Source organism: Sphingopyxis sp. CR5 (assembly GCF_059693785.1).
Genome location: NZ_JCATIE010000005.1, coordinates 338,960 through 358,233 on the forward strand (window position 1 = coordinate 338,960; position 19,274 = coordinate 358,233).

General features: G+C 64.4%; 16 protein-coding genes. 3 read left to right on the top strand and 13 right to left on the bottom strand.

Annotated features, from left to right (window positions below; genetic code table 11):
- Positions 1-16: 16 nt before the first annotated feature.
- Complete coding sequence (locus AC58D2_RS10225; RefSeq protein ID WP_497389921.1) at positions 17-427, bottom strand: c-type cytochrome; 411 nt, start codon at positions 425-427, stop codon at positions 17-19.
- 32 nt (positions 428-459) lie between these two features.
- On the bottom strand, positions 460-1,122 hold the full coding sequence (locus AC58D2_RS10230; RefSeq protein ID WP_497389923.1) for a c-type cytochrome: 663 nt from the start codon (positions 1,120-1,122) through the stop codon (positions 460-462).
- 178 nt (positions 1,123-1,300) lie between these two features.
- Between AC58D2_RS10230 and AC58D2_RS10235 the strand changes: the two genes are divergently transcribed.
- Positions 1,301-2,191, top strand: a complete 891-nt coding sequence (locus AC58D2_RS10235) for a prephenate dehydratase (RefSeq protein WP_497389925.1) — start codon at positions 1,301-1,303, stop codon at positions 2,189-2,191.
- On the opposite strand, the gene AC58D2_RS10240 is transcribed toward AC58D2_RS10235, so the two are convergent.
- The 6 genes from AC58D2_RS10240 to guaA form a co-directional block, all read right to left on the bottom strand.
- Positions 2,188-2,877: a CDP-alcohol phosphatidyltransferase family protein gene (locus tag AC58D2_RS10240; protein ID WP_497389927.1), complete on the bottom strand. Its 690-nt coding sequence runs from the start codon at positions 2,875-2,877 to the stop codon at positions 2,188-2,190. The two genes, AC58D2_RS10235 and AC58D2_RS10240, sit on opposite strands and share 4 nt — an antisense overlap.
- Before the next feature lie 111 nt (positions 2,878-2,988).
- Positions 2,989-3,483, bottom strand: coding sequence for a hypothetical protein (locus AC58D2_RS10245; RefSeq protein ID WP_497389929.1), 495 nt, complete (start codon positions 3,481-3,483; stop codon positions 2,989-2,991).
- Positions 3,483-6,296 carry a DNA polymerase I gene (gene polA / locus AC58D2_RS10250; protein WP_497389931.1) on the bottom strand — a complete coding sequence of 938 codons (2,814 nt, stop codon included), beginning with the start codon at positions 6,294-6,296 and terminating at the stop codon, positions 3,483-3,485. Before polA ends, AC58D2_RS10245 begins: the two co-directional genes overlap by 1 nt.
- Before the next feature lie 536 nt (positions 6,297-6,832).
- Positions 6,833-8,014, bottom strand: a complete 1,182-nt coding sequence (gene purT / locus AC58D2_RS10255) for a formate-dependent phosphoribosylglycinamide formyltransferase (RefSeq protein WP_497389933.1) — start codon at positions 8,012-8,014, stop codon at positions 6,833-6,835.
- On the bottom strand, positions 8,011-8,505 hold the full coding sequence (locus AC58D2_RS10260; protein ID WP_497389935.1) for a GFA family protein: 495 nt from the start codon (positions 8,503-8,505) through the stop codon (positions 8,011-8,013). The genes purT and AC58D2_RS10260 overlap by 4 nt, the downstream gene beginning before the upstream one ends.
- 6 nt (positions 8,506-8,511) lie before the next feature.
- Positions 8,512-10,098 carry a glutamine-hydrolyzing GMP synthase gene (gene guaA, locus AC58D2_RS10265; RefSeq protein ID WP_497389937.1) on the bottom strand — a complete coding sequence of 529 codons (1,587 nt, stop codon included), beginning with the start codon at positions 10,096-10,098 and terminating at the stop codon, positions 8,512-8,514.
- Positions 10,099-10,314: 216 nt separating this feature from the next.
- On the opposite strand from guaA, the gene AC58D2_RS10270 reads away from it, so the two are divergent.
- On the top strand, positions 10,315-12,780 hold the full coding sequence (locus tag AC58D2_RS10270) for a TonB-dependent receptor plug domain-containing protein (protein WP_497389939.1): 2,466 nt from the start codon (positions 10,315-10,317) through the stop codon (positions 12,778-12,780).
- Between the two features lie 34 nt (positions 12,781-12,814).
- Here AC58D2_RS10270 and AC58D2_RS10275 read toward each other — a convergent pair whose 3' ends face one another.
- The 5 genes from AC58D2_RS10275 to AC58D2_RS10295 all read right to left on the bottom strand — a co-directional run bounded on the left by AC58D2_RS10275 (position 12,815) and on the right by AC58D2_RS10295 (position 18,545).
- Positions 12,815-13,867 carry a glycosyltransferase family 4 protein gene (locus AC58D2_RS10275; protein WP_497389941.1) on the bottom strand — a complete coding sequence of 351 codons (1,053 nt, stop codon included), beginning with the start codon at positions 13,865-13,867 and terminating at the stop codon, positions 12,815-12,817.
- Positions 13,868-13,877: 10 nt separating this feature from the next.
- Positions 13,878-14,759: a UDP-2,3-diacylglucosamine diphosphatase gene (locus AC58D2_RS10280; RefSeq protein WP_497389943.1), complete on the bottom strand. Its 882-nt coding sequence runs from the start codon at positions 14,757-14,759 to the stop codon at positions 13,878-13,880.
- 263 nt (positions 14,760-15,022) lie between these two features.
- Complete coding sequence (locus AC58D2_RS10285) at positions 15,023-16,462, bottom strand: aldehyde dehydrogenase family protein (RefSeq protein WP_497389945.1); 1,440 nt, start codon at positions 16,460-16,462, stop codon at positions 15,023-15,025.
- Positions 16,463-16,513: 51 nt separating this feature from the next.
- The gene (locus AC58D2_RS10290) at positions 16,514-16,807 is read right to left on the bottom strand and encodes a GIY-YIG nuclease family protein (protein ID WP_497389947.1); all 294 of its coding nucleotides are present in this window, start codon (positions 16,805-16,807) and stop codon (positions 16,514-16,516) included.
- A 91-nt stretch (positions 16,808-16,898) separates the two neighbouring features.
- On the bottom strand, positions 16,899-18,545 hold the full coding sequence (locus AC58D2_RS10295) for an acetolactate synthase large subunit (RefSeq protein WP_497389949.1): 1,647 nt from the start codon (positions 18,543-18,545) through the stop codon (positions 16,899-16,901).
- 303 nt (positions 18,546-18,848) lie between these two features.
- Between AC58D2_RS10295 and AC58D2_RS10300 the strand changes: the two genes are divergently transcribed.
- Positions 18,849-19,175 carry a hypothetical protein gene (locus AC58D2_RS10300; RefSeq protein ID WP_497389951.1) on the top strand — a complete coding sequence of 109 codons (327 nt, stop codon included), beginning with the start codon at positions 18,849-18,851 and terminating at the stop codon, positions 19,173-19,175.
- The last annotated feature ends 99 nt before the right edge of the window (positions 19,176-19,274 follow it).

A 19,274-nucleotide genomic window follows, 5' to 3' on the forward strand; every position in this document is an offset into this window, starting at 1 on the left:
ACCAACGTGGATGGGGCTATTCCGACTGGGTTTTAAGGTAGAGAATCAACGCGCTGCGATCGGCCTGGTCGATGACGCCGGCGAACGCCATGCGCGTACCGGGCAGGGTTTTCATCGGATCTTCGAGAAAGGCATCGAGCGCCGCCTCGCTCCACGCGCCGCCTTTCGCCTTCATCGCGCCCGAATAGGAAAAGCCGGGACGCGACGCCACCGCGCGGCCGACAACGCCATACAGATTCGGCCCGATCCCGTTGGCGCCGCCCTTGTCGATCGTGTGGCAGGCCATGCAGCGGCGAAAGACCATTTCGCCCATCGTGGCGGTCGGTTCGACCGGTGTCGCGGGCTCGGCGACGGCCGGCTTGCTCGTCGCCGGCGCCTGATTTTCCGCGTCGGGATTGCCACAGCCTGACAGCGGCAGGGCGATCAACGCGCCCGCCAGTACGACGGGCGCGGTTCGCGTTATTTCTTGGCTTCTGCCGGTGCAGGGGCCGCCCCGTCCGCCGGAGTCGCTTCACCCTCGGCAGGTGCTGCCGTCGCGGCGTCGCCTTCGGCCGCGGCCGGTGCGGCGCCTTCGCCGCCTTCCGCCGGGGCCGCGGTTTCGACCGGCGCCGGCAGCGGCAGGTTCGAGCCCTGCGCGTTCAGATAGACGAGCAGGTTGGCGCGGTCCTCCGGGTTCGACAGGCCGGCGAACGACATCTTGGTGCCCGGCGCGAACTTGCGCGGGCTGGTCAGCCACGCATCCATCTTTTCGAAGTCCCAGCTTCCCCCGACACCGGCAAGCGCGGCGGAGAAAGCGAAGCCATGTTTGCCGTGGCCGATTTCCTCGCCCAGCGTGCCGTAAAGATTCGGGCCGATGCCGTTCGCGCCGCCCTGGTTCACCGTGTGGCAAGCCGCGCATTTGGCGAACACCGTTTCACCCTTTGCAGGATCCGCGGCGGCAAGCAGATTGGGGAGCGGGGTCGCGGCTTCCGCGGCGCCACCGGCTTCGCTATCCTCGATCGGATAGCCTTCCTTTTCGGGGTGATGCGTCGCGAACACCATGCCCGAACCGATCGACAGTCCGAGCGCGCAAATGCCGGCGAACAAGACCCATCCGGCAATAGTGTTGTTGCGATTATCCATGCTTGCAGCCCCGTTCGCTGGCGCCCCCGTGTCGGCGCGCTTGATAGAATTGGTCGCTCCCTTACTGGCGCGCACGCGGCGGCGCAAGGGGATGAAGGAGGTTTCGGCGTGCGTCCAACGATGTTGCGCGGCACGCGGCCTCCCGCTATGCGCCGCGGCGCACTTCAGGAAGGCAGACATGGGCAGTTATTCGGCTTCGGCGCAGCGACTGGTCGACGAGATGAAGACGGCGGCGCTCGCCAGCCCGGCGCGGGGGCTGGCGTTCCAGGGCGCGCCCGGTGCCAACAGCGATCTTGCTGCACGCGAATTCGACGCCAATGCGCTGCCGCTGCCTTGCTATGCGTTCGAGGACGCTATCGACGCGGTGCGCGATGGTCGGGTCGACCGGGCCATCATCCCAATCGAGAACAGCCTGCATGGCCGCGTCGCCGACATCCACTTTCTGCTGCCCGATTCCGGGCTGCACATCGTTGGCGAGCATTTCCTGCGCATCCGGCACGGATTGATGAGCCGCAATCTGGCGCCCGTCACGCGCGCGATGAGCCATGAGCAGGCACTTGGCCAGTGCCGCGTCTGGCTGCGTCGGAACGGGATCGCGCCGGTCGCGCACAGCGACACGGCGGGCGCGGCCGCGTGGGTGGCGGACAGCGACGAGGCGGGGCTCGCCGCGATCGCACCGCCGCATGCCGCGGAGCTCTATGGCCTTACCCTCCACGAATCGGGGATCGAGGACGCCGATCACAATATGACGCGGTTCGTTGTCCTGGCGCGCGAGCCGCTGGCGGCGCTGCCCGATGGCGTGCCGTTGATGACAACCTTTGTCTTCGAGGTGAAGAATATTCCCGCTGCGCTCTACAAGGCGCTCGGCGGCTTCGCGACCAACGGCGTCAATATGACAAAGCTCGAAAGCTATCAGGTCGGCGGCAGCTTTGCGGCCACCAAATTCTACGCCGACATCGTCGGCGCGCCGGGCGACGAGGCGGTCGACCGTGCGCTCGAGGAACTCCAGTTCCAGACCAAGACGCTGCGCTTGCTCGGCACCTATCCGATGGCGCGCGTTCGCGGCTAGCCGCCGCGCTGCGCGAGCAGCTTTGCCGTCGCAAAGCTCTGCACGACGAACAGCGTCACCAATATGCTGGCCACCAAAAGCCCGAACAGATCGAAGGCGGAGAAATCGGTGCCGAGCACATTGCCGCCGCCGACGAGCGGCATGACGATGGTCATCGCCATCAGCATGAGGCGCAACTCGGTCGGCCCGCCCGCCATGTAGGACAGGCGAAATTCGCCCAGGACCTTTGCCGACAAAAAGGTGTGGATTGCCAGCAGGAGATAGCCGACCGCCCCGAGCAGCGCGACGTCGAGCCGGAAATAAGGGCTCGCGCCGATGCCGCCGACGATCAGGACGATCGCGATCCCGTCGACGCTATGGTCGACGAAATAGCCGTAAGCCGGCCGCTCGATCCGTCGCCAGCGGGCGAGGCTGCCGTCGAGCGAGTCGCCGAACCAGTTGACGAGATAGCCAGCAAGCGAAAGCCCCAGCCATTCGTCGTCGATCCAGCTCAGCATATAGCCCGCCGCCACCAGCGCGGCGCCGATAAAGCCGAGTAGCGTCAATCGGTCGGGCGTCACCCATGCGGGCAGGCGGGCGCACAGCCAGTTCAATAGCCTTCGCTCCCCGCGCGCGAGGAGGTTTTGCTGGATGCGCGTCGGGGGCTCGACCTTTGCGGTCGCCGGGCTCGGGGAATTTTGGGGCATGCGGACCTTTCGTCGACGGTTGTCACATCTGTGCCAACCAGACGTCACCGCATCGTCATAGTCGCAAGGGGCGCGGGATTAAAGGCAGCGTGTGGCAATCCGTCGCGGCAATCAATCCTGCCACGGACCGATTTCGCCGACTTCGCCGATCGTGCGAACGCGAACCGCTCCGTCGATCCAGGCGACCTCCCACATTGGCGCGGGGCGCGCCCATTCGCCGATGACGAAAAGGGGAAGCCTGTTCGCCGCGACAAAGGCCCGGTCGTCATCGGTCGGTCCCGGAACGACGGTGCTCGGTGTTTGATGCAGCCGGACGAGCGCCAGCGCGGGACCCGGGGGTGGCGGCAGGGATTCGCGCACCGGGTAGCCGAAGCTTGCGACAACCACCGGATACTGCTTGTCGTCACGCCCCAGCACCAGAATCTTGTCCGCCGTTCCATAGGGGCCGTTTACGGGCTTTCCGACCACCTTGCGGCCGACGATTGCGGCGTATTCCCGCAGGTCGGCGTCGGCCACGGGCGGCGGTGCCGGCGCGTCGACGACCGCCGGCCCGGTCGGTGCGAGCGGCGCAATCGACTGGGCAGCGAGCAAAAGCAGCGCGAACATCAATGCGCGTCGCCCCAGCTCGAGCCGGTCCCGATTTCGACTTCGAGCGGCACCGACAGGGTCAGCATCGGCTCGGCCGCGCTCATCATCACGCGCCGGATGACCTTGGCTGCGGCGTCGGCCTGAACGGCGGGGGCTTCGAAGACGAGTTCGTCGTGCACCTGAAGGAGCATCCGCACATCGGTCAGATTCGCGTCGGCCAGTGCTTGCGGCATCCGGGCCATCGCACGCTTGATAAGGTCGGCACTGGTCCCCTGGATCGGCGCGTTGATCGCCGCACGCTCGCTGCCCTGCCGCTCGTGCTGGCTCGCGGCCTTCAGGCGCGGAAACCAGGTCTTCCGGCCGAACAGCGTTTCGGTGTATCCGCGCTCCCTCGCGCCTTCCAGCGTATCGCGGATATAATCGGAGATGCCCGGGAAACGTTCGAAATAGCGGCTGATCAGGGCCTGCGCTTCGTCGGGCGTGATTTCGAGCCGGCCGGCGAGCCCCCATCGCGAAATGCCGTAGAGAATAGAGAAATTGACGGTCTTTGCCCGGGCGCGCGTATCGCGGTTGACTTCGCCGAACAGCTCGATTGCCGTCGCCGAGTGGATATCTTCGCCCTTCGCGAACGCCTGCTTGAGTTCGGGCACGTCGGCCATATGCGCGGCAAGCCGCAGCTCGATCTGGCTGTAATCGGCGGCGATCAGCACATGGTCCGGCGCGGCGATGAACGCATCGCGGATCTGACGCCCGACCTCGGTCCGAATTGGGATATTCTGGAGGTTCGGGTCGGTCGACGACAGGCGCCCCGTCTGCGCGCCGACGAGGCTGTAGCTCGTGTGGACGCGCCCGGTCTTTGCATTGATCTGTTCCTGCAACGCATCGGTATAGGTCGATTTCAGCTTGGCGAGCTGGCGCCATTCGAGGATCTTGCGGGCGATCGGTACACCGTCACGCTCCAGCCGTTCGAGTTCGTTCTGGTCGGTCGACCAAACGCCCGACTTGCCCTTGCGGCCGCCCTTCAGTCCCATCTTGTCGAACAATATTTCGCCAAGCTGTTTCGGACTGCCGATGGTGAACGGCTGCCCGGCCTCTTCGTGGATCTCGCCCTCCATGCGCATCATTTCGCTCGCAAATTCGGCCGACAGCTTCGCCAGATAGTCGCGGTTCACCATGATACCGGCGCGTTCCATCGCCTCGACCGTCGCGACGAGCGGGCGATCGACCATCTGATAGATGCGCGTTCCGCCCTCGATCGGCAGGCGGAGTTTCAGTAGCTGCCACAGGCGTAGCGCGACTTCGGCGTCCTCCGCGGCATATTCGGTCGCGCGATCGAGCTGGACCTCGGCAAAGCTGATTTGCGATTTGCCGGTGCCGCACATTTCCTTGAAGGTCAGGCAGACATGGTCGAGGTGCAGCTTGGCCAATTCGTCGAGGCCGTGCTGATGTTTGCCCGCGTCGAACGCGAAGCTCATCACGAGCGTGTCGTCATAGGGCGCGACCGTCAGCCCGTGCTGCGCGAGGACGCCGATGTCGTATTTCAGATTATGCCCGACTTTAAGAACCGAATCGTCGGCGAAGAGCGCACCGAGCCGCGGCAGGGCATCGGCCATCGCGATCTGCTGTGGGCGCTCGGCGAACATGTCGGTGCCGCCGTGGCCGAGCGGAATATAGCAGGCGCGCCCCGGCGCGATCGACAGGCTGACGCCGACGAGGTCGCCCGTCACGCTGTCGAGGCTGGCGGTTTCGGTATCGATCGCCACGACATGCGCCGCCTTCGCTTCGGCGATCCAGCGGTCGAGCGCGTCGAGACTGGTCACGCATTCATACAGCGTGCGGTCGATGGCGGACATCGGCGGCAGCGCCGGGGTCGAGCCGTCGGCATCGGCAGGTTTCGGGGGTTCGTCGCCCGCGCGCGGCGGGGTCGGCGGACCGCCGGGCGCGGCGCCGACGTCGAGCTTCGCCGAGAGCGAACGGAAGCCATGCTCGTCGAGAAAGGCCTTGAGCGGCGCGGGCGGGATCGCGTCGAGCTTCAATGCGTCGAGCGGGTCGGGCAGGGGACAGTCGCGCTTCAATTCGACGAGCACGCGCGACAAGCGCGCCATTTCGGCATGCTCGATCAGATTGTCGCGCAGCTTCGACGGCTTCATCGTCGCCGCCCCCAACAGCGCCTTTTCAAGGTCGCCATATTCGAGGATCAGCTTGGTCGCGGTCTTCGGTCCGACGCCGCGCACCCCGGGGACATTGTCGACCGCGTCGCCCATCAGCGCGAGGATGTCGCCGACGAGTTCGGGACCGACGCCGAATTTCTCTTCGACCGCGGCAATGCCCAGGCGGACATTCTTCATCGTGTCGAGCATGTCGACCTGCGGCGCGCCGTCGCCTTCGCGCACGAGCTGCATCAGATCCTTGTCCGACGAGACGATGGTGACGTCCCAGCCCTCTCGCACCGCGGCCTCGGTATAGCTGGCGATCAGATCGTCGGCCTCGAAACCCGCCATCTCGATGCAGGGCAGCGAAAAGGCGCGCGTCGCGTCGCGGATCAGCGGGAATTGCGGGATCAGATCCTCGGGCGGATCGGGCCGGTTCGCCTTGTACTGGTCATAGATTTCATTGCGGAACGATTCGCTCGAATGGTCGAGGATCACCGCGAGGTGCGTCGGCCCGTCGGCCTCGTGCAGTTCCTTCGCGAGCTTCCACAGCATCGTCGTATAGCCATAGACCGCACCGACCGGGACGCCGTTCGGGTTCGTCAGCGGCGGCAGGCGATGATAGGCGCGGAAGATGTAGCTGGAGCCATCGACTAGATAGAGGTGATTCTTCTCGGACATGGCGCGGGGTGTAGCAGCGCGAAGGGGGGCGGCCTAGCTACGTCGGTTCGGGTATCGCGGGCCGGATCCGCCTCGCCGTTGCAAAGTTCAGTAAAGGTCAGCCTTGTGCAGCCGCCGCTGGCTTGCGTTCGGCGACCATGCCGCGCCGGCTCCCGCCGGCATGGTAAACCGGGGTGTGACCGCTTTTATCCACCTGTCGAAAGAGCAGGGGCGAAGGCTGGCACAGCCGAATGGTGTAGGACAGCGGTTTTTTGCGAAGTCGGCTTTGGGGTGGAGAGCGGACATTGCGGCGGTGGCATCATAAGGTGATCCCCGGCGAAGGCCGGGGTCCATGCGTCAGGCGCGGCGCTTGCGCGCTGGACCCCGGCCTTCGCCGGGGATCACCCAGATATGCAGATATTCCTTTCGTCATCCCGGACTTGATCCGGGATCCATTCTTCCAACGTTGCGCCTAGTGGACCCCGGATCAAGTCCGGGGTGACGAGAAGAGGAAGAGTCGCTTTCGGTCGCAAGCAGCCGTCCCTCCCCTCCGCAGCCTACCCCCGATAGTCGATCGTCAGCTTCCCCGCCGCCGCAACCGCCGCCGCGCGCGCTTCGTCGGTCGTGCCGCCGTCGACCCGCGCGAGCGCGACGCCCATGCGGCGCCAGGGGCGCGTGACCGGCTTGCCGAAAATGCGGGCGTCGACCGTGGTTTCGGCATTGGGTGACGTCAAGGCGTCGGCCAGCCCGGTGATCGCGAAATCCTGCGCGTCGCGATCGGCGAGCAGCACCGCGCTGGCGCTCGCCCCACGCAGCGCGATAGCGGGGATCGGCAGGCCCAGAATCGCGCGCGCGTGGAGGTCGAATTCGGACAGGTCCTGCGAGATCAGCGTCACCATGCCGGTGTCGTGCGGGCGCGGACTGAGTTCGGAGAAGATCACCGCGTCGCCCTTCACGAAAAATTCGACCCCGAAGATGCCGTGGCCGCCGAGCGCATCGACGACCTTGGTCGCCATATCCTGCGCGGCTTGCAGCGCGGCCGCGGACATCGCAACGGGTTGCCAGCTTTCGCGGTAGTCGCCGCGCTCCTGCCGGTGACCGATCGGCGGGCAGAAGGACACCCCGTCCTTGTGCCGCACGGTCAGCAAGGTGATTTCATAATCGAAATCGACGAACGCCTCGGCGATCACGCGCAGCCGGTCGCCGCGCATCCCGGCGGCGGCATAGTCCCACGCGGCGTCGATGCCGTCGGCGTCCCTGACCGTGCTCTGGCCTTTGCCCGACGAGGACATCACGGGCTTCACGACGAGGGGAAAGCCGATGCGCGTCGCGGCCGCGGCGAGTTCGTCGCGGCTTGTCGCATATTCGAACGTCGAGGTGGCGAGGCCGAGCTCGCTCGCGGCGAGGTCGCGGATGGCGTCGCGGTTCATCGTCAGCTGTGCGGCGCGCGCCGAGGGAACGATATGAACCCCCTCGGCCTCCAGCTCGGCGAGCACTTCGGTGCGGATCGCCTCGATCTCGGGCACGACATGGTCGGGGCGATGCTTTTCGATCGCGGCGCGCAGCGCATCGCCGTCGAGCATCGAAAACACCTCGGCTTCGTCGGCGACCTGCATCGCGGGCGCGCCGGCATAGCTGTCGCCCGCCACGACATGACAGCCGAGCCGCTTCGCCGAGATCACGAATTCGCGGCCGAGCTCGCCCGATCCGAGGAGCAGGATTTTTGCGGTAGGGGTCATTCGGGCCAGCTTGTCGTATCGTGGTCGGGGTGCTGATGGTTGCTCGCGGCGATCGCGCCGACTTGTGCGCTCATGCTGTCCTCGGTCGTCCCCTCTTGCGAGAGGCCGGGCAGCGTATCGAACCACGGCATCCGACCCTCGATACCGAACTGCATCTTCGGCGGAAAACGCGCGGGCTCGTCGAGCGAGCCCGTCGTGACGCTCAGATGCTGGCTGTCCAGATAGTCGTAATAGAGCGGCGTTCCGCAGTCGCGACAGAAGCCGCGCGCGACCGGGTCGGAACTCTTGAAGACTGCGGGCGTCCCGCGCGTCCACGTCAGCGCGTCGCGCGGAATGCCGACGAGCGCCGCGAAATAATTGCCCGCCGCCTTCTGGCACATGCGGCAATGGCAGATGTGCGAGGTGTCGAGCATCGCGCTCGCACGATAGCGCACCGCGCCGCACTGGCAGCCGCCGGAGGCTTGGACGTCAAGGCGTTCGGCGCGGCTCATGCTTGCTTACTCCCATTCGATGGTGCCCGGCGGCTTCGACGTATAGTCGTATACCACCCGATTGATTCCCTGAACCTCGTTGATGATCCGCGTCGCGCAGCGCGAGAGGAAGCTCGCGTCGAAGGGGTAGATGTCGGCGGTCATGCCGTCGGTCGAGGTGACGGCGCGCAGTGCGCAGACATGGTCGTAGGTACGGCCGTCGCCCATCACACCCACGGTCTTGACCGGGAGCAGCACCGCGAACGCCTGCCAGATCGCGTCGTAGAGTCCGGCGCCCCGGATTTCCTCGAGGTAGATGGCGTCGGCCTTGCGCAGGATGTCGCAGCGGTCCTTCGACACTTCGCCGGGAATGCGGATCGCGAGGCCGGGGCCGGGGAAGGGGTGGCGGCCGACGAAAATGTCGGGAAGCCCGAGTTCCTTGCCCAGCAGGCGGACCTCGTCCTTGAACAATTCGCGCAGCGGTTCGACGAGCTTCATGTTCATCCGCTCGGGCAGGCCGCCGACATTGTGGTGGCTCTTGATCGTCACGCTGGGGCCGCCGGTGAAGCTGACGCTCTCGATCACGTCGGGATAAAGGGTGCCCTGCGCCAGGAAGTCGGCGCCGCCGATCTTCTTTGCCTCTTCCTCGAAGACGTTGATGAATTCGGCGCCGATGAACTTGCGCTTCTTTTCGGGGTCGGTGACGCCATCGAGTCCCGCCATGAAGCGCGCCTCTGCATCGACGACAACGAGCGGGATATTGTAATGGCCGCGGAACAGCTCCTCGACCTGTTTGCGCTCGTTCATGCGCAAGAGGCCGTGGTCGACGAAGACGCAGGTGAGCTGTTCGCCGATCGCTTCGTGGATCAGCACCGCCGCGACCGCGCTGTCGACGCCGCCCGACAGGCCGCAAAGCACGCGCTGGTCGCCGACTTGCTCGCGGATCTCGGCGATCTTGGTCGCGCGGAACTCGGCCATCGTCCAGTCGCCCGAGCAGCCGCAGACGTGGCGCACGAAATTGGCGATCAGCTTGGCGCCGTCGGGCGTGTGGACGACTTCAGGGTGGAATTGCGTGCCGTAATAGCGGCGCTCGTCGTCGGCGATCAGCGCGAAGGGGGCGCCGTCGCTGATCGCGACAATGCGAAAGCCCGGCGCGAATTTGGTCACGCGGTCGCCGTGGCTCATCCATACCTGATGGCGCTCGCCGACCTCCCACAGTCCGTCGAACAGCACGCAGGGTTCGGTGACGGTCAGGAAGGCACGGCCGAATTCGCCGTCGCGCTCGCCGTCGCCGCCGCCGGGCTCGACACTCCCGCCGAGCTGCTCGCTCATCACCTGCTGGCCGTAGCAGATGCCGAGGATCGGCACCCCGCTGTCGAAGATCGCCTGCGGCGCGCGCGGGCTGCCCGCGGCGGGGACCGACGCCGGCGAGCCCGAGAGGATCACCCCCTTGGGCTGCATGCGTTCGAGCGCGGCCTCGGCGGCGCTGAACGGGACGATTTCGCTGTAGACGCCGGCTTCGCGAACGCGGCGGGCGATGAGCTGGGTAACCTGACTGCCGAAGTCGACGATCAGGATGGATTCGGGGGCGAGCGGGGCGTCTGGAGTCGGCATGGGTGGCCGATAAAGAGCCGCGGCTATGCTGTCCAGCGGTCGCGATCGGTTGTTCGCAGAGAAGAGATGGCCCTGCCATATTATTGCGACAAACTGCGACCAGATGAACCGCCGGGGCAAATCGACGTCAGGCCGCATTCAGCCCGGCGCATTAAGACAACACCGGCAGACAAAAAATAGAAAGCTCCTCTCCCAATGAAAAAAATTCGCTTATCCTTGACGAACCGGGCCCTGTTGCTGGCGACCGCCGCGTCTTTCGCCGCGCCCGCGCTCGCCAATAGTGGCGATGCGCTGCCCATGTCGGCTGCGGCGACGGCCGAACAGCCCGCCGAGCCCGTTGCGCCCGCGCATAGCGATGACGATACTTACGAAGATGAGGACGAAATCGTCGTCACCGGAACGCGACTTGCCGGGCAGCTTGATACGAATTTCACGGCCGAGGCCGAACTCGACGAGGCGGCGATCGCCTCTTATGGCGTGTCGTCGGTCGAGGAGCTGCTCGATGCGCTCGAGCCGATCACGCGTTCGGGACGCGGGCGCGGCAGCGGGCGACCGGTGATTCTCGTCAATGGCCGCCGTATTTCCGGCTTCGGCGCGGTACGGCGCATCCCGCCCGAGGCCATTGCGAAGGTCGAAGTTTTTCCCGAGGAAGTGGCACTGCAATATGGCTACGCGGCGACCGAGCGCGTCGTCAATTTCGTCCTCAAGCCGAATTTCCGCCAGGTGTCGATGGAAGCCGAGGCGGGCACCCCGACGCAGGGCGGGCAGTTCAAAAGTGAGCTGGAACCGGGTTTCATCGCCATCGGCGACAAGGGCCGGCTCAACCTCAACGCAAGCTGGGAGCATCAGACCATGCTCCTCGAAAGCGAGAGGAATCTTCAATATGAGGATGCCGATCGCGCTGCCGAAGCGCCGGCGCGCAGCCTGTCTCCCGCCAGCGACCAATATACGATCGAGGGCACGATCGTCCGCAACCTGGGCAAGGTTACCGATATCCAGGGCAGCCTGCGTTTCGACCAGACCGACAGCCTGGCGCTGCTCGGACCGGGCGCCGGCGGCGTCGGCGATCCGTTGCGCCGCGACAGCCGGACGCAGAATTGGGAGGGGTCGGCGAGCCTCAATGGCATGCTCGACGATTGGCGCTGGTCGGTTACCGGCAATTATTCCGACGCCGATCAACGGACCTTCACCGATCGCGCCGGCGGCACGACCGATCGCTTCGACAGCAGTCAACAGAGCTTTGGGGCCAACGCGAATATTTCGGGCAGCGTGATCGAGGGCTGGGCCGGGCCGATCCGTGCATCGATCACGGGCGGCTATACCGGATTGCGGTACGACAGCCGCGCGATCAGCGGCGGAGACGTTACCATCGCCGATCTTGCACGCGACACCCCCAATGTTTTCGGATCGCTCACGGTCCCGCTGCTCGATCCCGACTATAATGTCGGCAAGGTCGGGCGGCTGTCGCTGACGCTGAACGCCCAGGCGGAGCGGCCGAGCGATTTCTCGGCGCTGACCAGCTGGGGGGCAACGGTGAACTGGGGGCTCACCGACAATCTGTCGTTGATCGCGAGCTACAAGCGCGACGAGGCGGCCCCGTCCGTAACGCAGCTCGGCGCAGCGCCGCTTACGACCGACGGCGTGACCTATTACGACTTTTCCACCGGCCAGACGGTGCAAGTGACGACGACGACGGGCGGCAATCCCAACCTGCTGGCCGAACAGCGTCGCGACATCAAGCTCGGGCTCAACTGGGAACTGCCGATGGTCGATGGCCTGCGTTTCTCGATCGATTATAACCATAATCGCAGCGACGACACGGCGAGCAGCTTTCCGCTGCTGACCCCGGAAATCGAGGCAGCGTTCCCCGACCGCGTGGTGCGCGCCGCCGACGGCACGCTCCTCGCGATCGACCAGCGGCCGGTCAATTTCGATCGGGCCACCAATTCGCAGATCCGCTGGGGGTTCAATTTCGGCAAGAGCTTCGGACAGTCCGACGCGTCGGAGAGCCCGCGCGGACGGAGAGGGCAGGGACGCGCCGATGCGCCTCCACCGGAGGGCGGCGACGCTCCTCCTCCTTCGGAAAATGGCGCCGGCGAGGCTGCGAAGGGCGGGCCGCCGCCAAGGGCCGACGGCGGACCACGCGGCGGCGGTCGCGGTATGGGCCGGCGCGGCGGTGGGGGCGGGCCGTTCGGGCGTCCGCAGGGCGGTCGCTGGCAGGTATCGCTGTATCACACGATCAAACTGACCGACCGTGTCCTGATCGGTCCGGGCGTTCCCGAACTCGACCTGTTGAACGGGTCCGCCACCGGCAGCGGCGGGGGCAGCAATCGTCACCTGGTCGAACTCGACGGCGGCCTGTTCTACAAGGGAATCGGAACGCGGATCAGCGCCAAGTACGACAGCGGCAGCAGTGTCGTTGGCGGGGCCAACGGCGATCTGAAATTCCACGATCTTGCGACCTTCAACCTCCGCATCTTTGCCGATTTCAACCAGATGCCGAAGGTGACGGGCGATCTGCCTTTCCTCAAGAATTCGCGCTTGCGTTTTTCGGTCGACAATTTGTTCGATGCGCAGCGCAAGGTTACCGACGCGAGCGGAGTCGTCCCGTTGAACTATCAGCCGGGCTACACCGATGCGCTCGGCCGCTATGTCGAGTTAGAGTGGCGCAAGTCGTTCTAGAGCCGGCTCGCCATCGTCTGAATGTCGATCGGCTCTAGCGAGTGGCGGCCAGGCCGACTGGCGATGGCAGGGCCGCGCGTCCCGACGGGACGAAGGTCAGGGCCTCGACGAACTGCTCGGTGCAGCGAGACCAGCTATAGCTGGTGCCGAGTTCGGCCGCCGCCGCGCGGTCGCACGTCAGGGCTCTGGCGATGGCGGTATCCAGGCAATCGTCCAGCGCACCCGCGTCGGGCGTCACGATGTCGCCGGGGCCGGGCACCGGATAAGCCGCGACCGGCGTCCCGCAGCTCAGCGCCTCGATGATGACGAGGCCGAATGTATCGGTCTTGCTGGGAAAGACGAAGACATCGGCTCCGGCATAGGCCGCAGCCAGCGCGTCGCCGCCGAGTTTTCCGAGAAAAAGGGTGTCGGGATATCGCGTTCGCAGGTCGGCCAGCGCCGGGCCGTCTCCGACGACGACTTTCGTTCCGGGGCGGCTGGTGTCGAGAAAGGCCGCGATATTCTTTTCGACCGCAACCCGCCCGACATAGAGCTGGATCGGGCGGGTCGCGCCGGCGAACGAGGGATGCGCAGCGCGATCGGGCCGGAACAGCGAATGGTCGACGCCGCGTTCCCACATCATCGTCTGGTGAAGGCCTTGCGCCTCCAGTTCGCGTTGCAGAGACCGCGTCGCGACCATGATGTGCCGTGCCGGCCGATGAAACCAGCGGATGAAGCGCCACACGATCCCGGGCGAGACCGGAAGTCGCGCGGCGACATATTCGGGGAATCGCGTGTGATAGGCCGTGGTAAACGGAAAGCGGTTCGCGAGGCACCAGCGCCGCGCCGCGAGTCCGAGCGGCCCTTCGGTGGAAATGTGGATCGCATGCGGCGCGAACGCCCGGATATGGCGCGCCACCGAACGCGTCCCGGCAAAGGCCAGGCGGATTTCGCCATAGGTGGGACAGGGGATCGAGCGAAAGAGATCGGGCGAAACGATCGCCACCTCATGCCCCGCACGGCGCAGTTCGGCGACCGTCGCCTGGAGTGTCCGGACCACGCCGTTGACCTGGGGCTCCCAGGCGTCGGTGACGATCAGGATACGCATCGCGTGACCCTCAGGCCGCGCGGGCCGGGGACTGCCGGTCGATCGGGGTCGGCGCGTCGCGCGAGGCGACCTCCTCTGCCCAGTGGAGGATTTCCATGCGACCGTCGTGATGTTCGACGAGCGCGGTGCAGCCCTCGACCCAGTCGCCGTCGTTGAAATATTCGACGCCTTCGATCTCGCGCATCTCGGCGCTGTGGATGTGCCCGCACACGACGCCGTCGACACCGCGCGAGCGTGCGGCGTGGGCGACGACTTCTTCGTAGTGGCCGATGAACTGCACCGCATTCTTGACCTTGTGCTTGGCAACCATCGACAGCGACCAATAAGGCAGGCCCAGCCGGCTGCGGACGGCGTTCACCACCACATTCGCCTTCATCAGCGCCGTGTAGGCGGCATCGCCGACGAAGGCGAGCCAGCGGTGCGCCAGCATGACCGCATCGAATTCGTCGCCGTGAACGATCAACAGCGTCCTGCCGTCGGCGGTTTCGTGCACCGCCTCGCGCCTTATCTCGACCCCCCCGAAATTGAAGCCATCGAACGGTTTGACCATCTCGTCATGGTTGCCCGGAACATAGACGACGCGGGTGCCGCGCTTGGCGCGCTTCAGAACCCGCCACACGACGTCATTATGTTCGGGCGGCCAGAAATGCCGCTTCTTGAGGCGCCAGCCATCGATGATATCGCCGACGAGATAGAGCGTCTCGCAGTCGACATGGTCGAAGAAGTCGATCAGCAGCGGGGCGTTGCAGCCGCGGGTGCCGAGGTGAATGTCGCTGACCCATATGGTGCGATAGCTCCTCCGCTCGCCGATCAGCCGCTCGGGCACATGCGGCTTGGCGGCATAGGGGTCGGGGAAGTTGGCGGGGATCGGCAGGGTCGAAATCGAGGCCATGTCGTACTCCGTAGGCAGCTTTTGGCTGCCCACGGCCTAGACACGAGTTTTGTTACACCCGTCGAATCAAAGCGAAGACGGTTCGGCGACGCTTTTGCGTCGGTTCGGTGACGTTGTTCGCAAATCCTCCCTGTCGCGCAGCGATGGGGAGGTGGCAGCGCGCAGCGCTGACGGAGGGGCCGAGCGCGCAAGCGCTCGCTACGCTCGCTGCCCCTCCACCGCCTGCGGCGGTCCCCCTCCCCACGGCTCCGCCGCAGGGAGGATCAGACCCGCCGGATCACCATATTCCGGATTTCGCTCATATCCTCCATCGCGAAGCGGATGCCTTCGCGCCCGAGCCCCGAATCCTTGACCCCGCCATAGGGCATGTTGTCGACGCGGTAGGAGGCGACGTCGTTGACGACGATGCCGCCGACATCGAGCTCGTCCCACGCGTCCAGAACCTGCTGGATGTCGCGGGTGAAAAGCCCGGCTTGCAGGCCGAACTTGCTGTCGTTGACCTCGGCCATCGCTTCCGACCAGTCGCTGAACTTCGACAGGATCGCGAGCGGGCCGAAGGCTTCCTCGCGATAGGCCTTTGCGTCGCGGCCCACATTTTCGAGCAATGTCGCTTCCAGCATCGCGCCGTCGCGTTTGCCGCCGGTGAGCAGTTTTGCGCCGTCCGCGATCGCGTCCTGGATCCAGTCGTCGAGGCGCGTCGCTTCCTTTTCGGAGATCATCGGGCCGATGAAGGTATCGCGATCCTTGGGATCACCGGCCACCAGCGTCCTGGTCTTTTCGACCAGCATCTCGCGGAAGCGGTCGTAAATATCGGCGTGGATGATGATCCGCTGCACCCCGATGCACGACTGCCCCGATTGATAGAAGGCACCGAAGATGATGCGTTCGAGCGCGTGGTCGAGGTCGGCATCCTTGTCGACGATCACCGCGGCATTGCCGCCGAGTTCGAGGATGACCTTCTTCTTTCCGGCTTTCGCCTTCAGATCCCAGCCGACTGCGGGCGAGCCGGTAAAGCTGAGCAGCTTCAATCGCTCGTCGGTCGTGAACAGGTCGGCGCCGTCACGCGTCGCGGGCAGGATGCTGAACGCGCCTTCGGGCAGGATGTCGCATTCGGCGAGCACCTCGCCCATGATGATCGCACCGAGCGGGGTCATCGACGCGGGTTTCATCACGAACGGACAGCCCATCGCGATCGCCGGCGCGATCTTGTGCGCGGCGAGGTTCAGCGGGAAGTTGAACGGCGAGATGAAGCTGCACGGCCCGATCGGCACGCGCTTCCACATTCCCATATAGCCCTTCGCCCGCGCCGAAATGTCGAGCGGCTGTACCTCGCCATAGTTGCGCACCGCTTCCTCGGCGGCGATGCGGAAGGTGTCGATCAGCCGCGTAACCTCGCCCTCGCTGTCCTTGATCGGCTTGCCCGCCTCGACGCACAGCGCGAACGCGAGTTCGTCGAACCGTTCGCGAAAGCGGGCGACGCAATGGTTCAGGACTTCCTGTTTCTCATAGCTCGCGAGCTTCGCCATCGGTGCCGCCGCGCGCACCGCCCCGGCGATTGCTTCGTCGATCACGTCGGGGGTGGCGAGCGCGGTACGGAAGGCGACCTCGCCGGTATATTTGTCGGTGACGGCGAGGTCAGTGTTCGGCTGCGCCGCCTTGTTGTTCAGATAGAGCGGGTAGGTGTCCTTGAGTTTCACAATCATTCTCCAACACTCTGTCATCCCCGCGAAAGCGGGGATCCAGGGGCGGCGTAGTCAGCCGTTGATCCTCTGATACAGGTCGAGCCACTGCGGATTGCCACGCTCGATCAATTCCAGCTTCCACGCGCGCCGCCATTTCTTGATCGCCTTTTCCCGTGCGATGGCTTCGTTCACATCGGCAAAAGCCTCCGCATGTACTAAATGATCGACGCCATATTTCGCAGAAAATTTCGAGCCTTCGCCGTTCCGGTGCTGCCAAATCCGTTGCGCAAGGTTGGCTGTCACGCCGACGTAAAGCGTCCCGTTTCTCCCGCTTGCCAATATGTAAACATAGTAGACCCGTTCCATGCTGCTCCTGGATCCCCGCTTTTGCGGGGATGACATAACATAAAGGAGAACTCATCTGTCATTCCCGCGAAAGCGAGAATCCAGGAGCGCATCACAATTCCTTCGACAGCCGTTTGATGTCGTTATTCAAAATCTGGTCGTTCTCCGAATAATCGACCGGGCAGTCGATCAGGTGCACACCCGGAGTATCGCGGCAGTGCGCGAGAAGTTCCTTGAGGTGGGCCGCGCTTTCGACGCGGTGGCCCTTTGCACCATAGCTTTCGGCATATTGGACGAAATCGGGATTGCCATAGGTCAGACCCCAATCCTTGAACCCCATGTTCGCCTGTTTCCAGCGGATCATGCCATAGCTTGAATCGTTGAGGATGAGCACGGTCAGGTTGAGGCCCAGGCGTACCGCGGTCTCCATTTCCTGGCTGTTCATCATGAAGCCGCCGTCACCGCAGATCGCCATCACCTTGCGGGTCGGATAGAGCATTGCCGACATCATCGCGCTTGGCAGCCCGGCGCCCATCGTCGCAAGTGCATTGTCGAGCAGCACCGTGTTCGGACGATAGGCGGTGTAACCGCGCGCGAACCAGATTTTATAGACACCGTTGTCGAGGCAGATGATCCCGTCGTCGGGCATCGCCTCGCGCACCTGCTGCACCAGATGCGGCGGAAAGATCGGGAAGCGCGCATCGGCGGCGAGCGGCGCGGTGTGCGCGACCTCGGCCTGCCGGTAGCGAAGCAGATCGTCGAATTTCCAGCCACCGTTCGGGACGATGTCTTCCTTGATCTGCCAGATCGCGTTGGCGATATCGCCGATGACCTCGATTTCGGGGAAATAGACCGGATCGACTTCGGCGGTCTTGGTCGACACGTGGATCACCGTGGGACCGCCCGCCTTCATGAAGAAGGGCGGCTTTTCGATCACATCGTGACCGATGTTGACGATGCAGTCGGACGCTTCGACCGCGCGGTGGACGAAATCGCCCGCGCTGAGCGCCGCGCAGCCGAGGAATTTCGGATGCCGTTCGTCGATCACGCCCTTGCCGAGCTGGGTGGTCAGAAAGGGAATGCCGGTCTTTTCGATGAACTGCAGCAGCATGCGGCTCGTCATCGTCCGGTTCGCCCCAGCGCCGATCACAAGCACGGGCGATTTCGCTCCTTCGAGCGCCTTGACCGCTTCGCGCACCGATTTGACGTCCGCGGTGGGGCGGCGGCTGTGGCTGCGTCTGATCGGCGTGGAGTCGGTATGCTCGTCGGCGATATCCTCTGGCAATTCGATATGCACCGCGCCGGGCTTTTCCTCCTCGGCGAGCCGGAACGCCTCGCGCACCCGGCTCGGGATATTGTCCGACGAGGCCATCTGGTGCGTGAATTTGGTGATCGGCCCCATCATCCGCACGACGTCGAGGATCTGGAAGCGGCCCTGTTTGGACTTTTTGATCGGTTTCTGCCCGGTGATCATCATCATCGGCATGCCGCCGAGCTGCGCATAGGCGGCAGCGGTCACGAAATTGGTCGCGCCCGGCCCCAGCGTCGCGAGGCACACGCCGGTCTTGCCGGTGTGCCGGCCATAGGTCGCGGCCATGAACCCGGCGCCCTGCTCGTGCCGGGTCAGGATCAGTTTGATCGTTTTCGACCGCGAAAGACTGTCGAGAAAGTCGAGATTTTCCTCGCCCGGAACGCCGAAGATATATTCGACGCCTTCTTCCTCCAGGCAGTCGATGAACAGATCGGATGCTTTTTTCATGCGCTGTCGCCCCCTTGCCCCGCATCCGCAGATGCGGCCCCGGATCGGTGCCAGCGACCAAAGCACCACGATACGCAGCGGCTCGCCATCCGCGAGTCCCTGGCTGCGATGGGCTGCGATTGTAATCCTAGGCGAGGATGTTGTCACGCGGGGCGCAGCAGCTGCCCTATTTAGTTTAAGGGTTGGTCTAAATTCGAAACGGGCCGGCGGACGCGGCCTGATTGACAACAAAATATTTTTCGAGTCAGGATAGTCAGCGCACAGTGAGATAGGGGCGTGTGCATCGCTACAAGGGGGGGCTAAATGATGAAAAATGCAATTGTGATGGCAGTTACTGCCGCTGTGTTAAGCGGATGTGCATCAACTCCGCGAAATTATACGGCTCCGACGAAGCAAATTAGCTATCCGGAGCTAAACACTTTGACTACGGTTTCAATCGGGTCCGATATGCTTCGGCAGGGAACTTCTACTGAAACAAAGGGCATTCAACTATCGGAAGAAAACAATATAAACAATTTTCTCCTTAGTAAAGGATTCTATCCTCAGATTGGTGAGGACAAGAAATGGACCTATCACTCGTTTCAAGTAGGAACAGGACTCAATGGACTAGGCTTCGTGGACAAAGCTTGACTGTGGACTCGGACCTTGATTCAAGGCTGGCTTTTGGAGGCTGCCTTGGGCGAGCGGATTGGCGTTACAGACGAAGAATGGGAAGTGATCGGGCCGCTA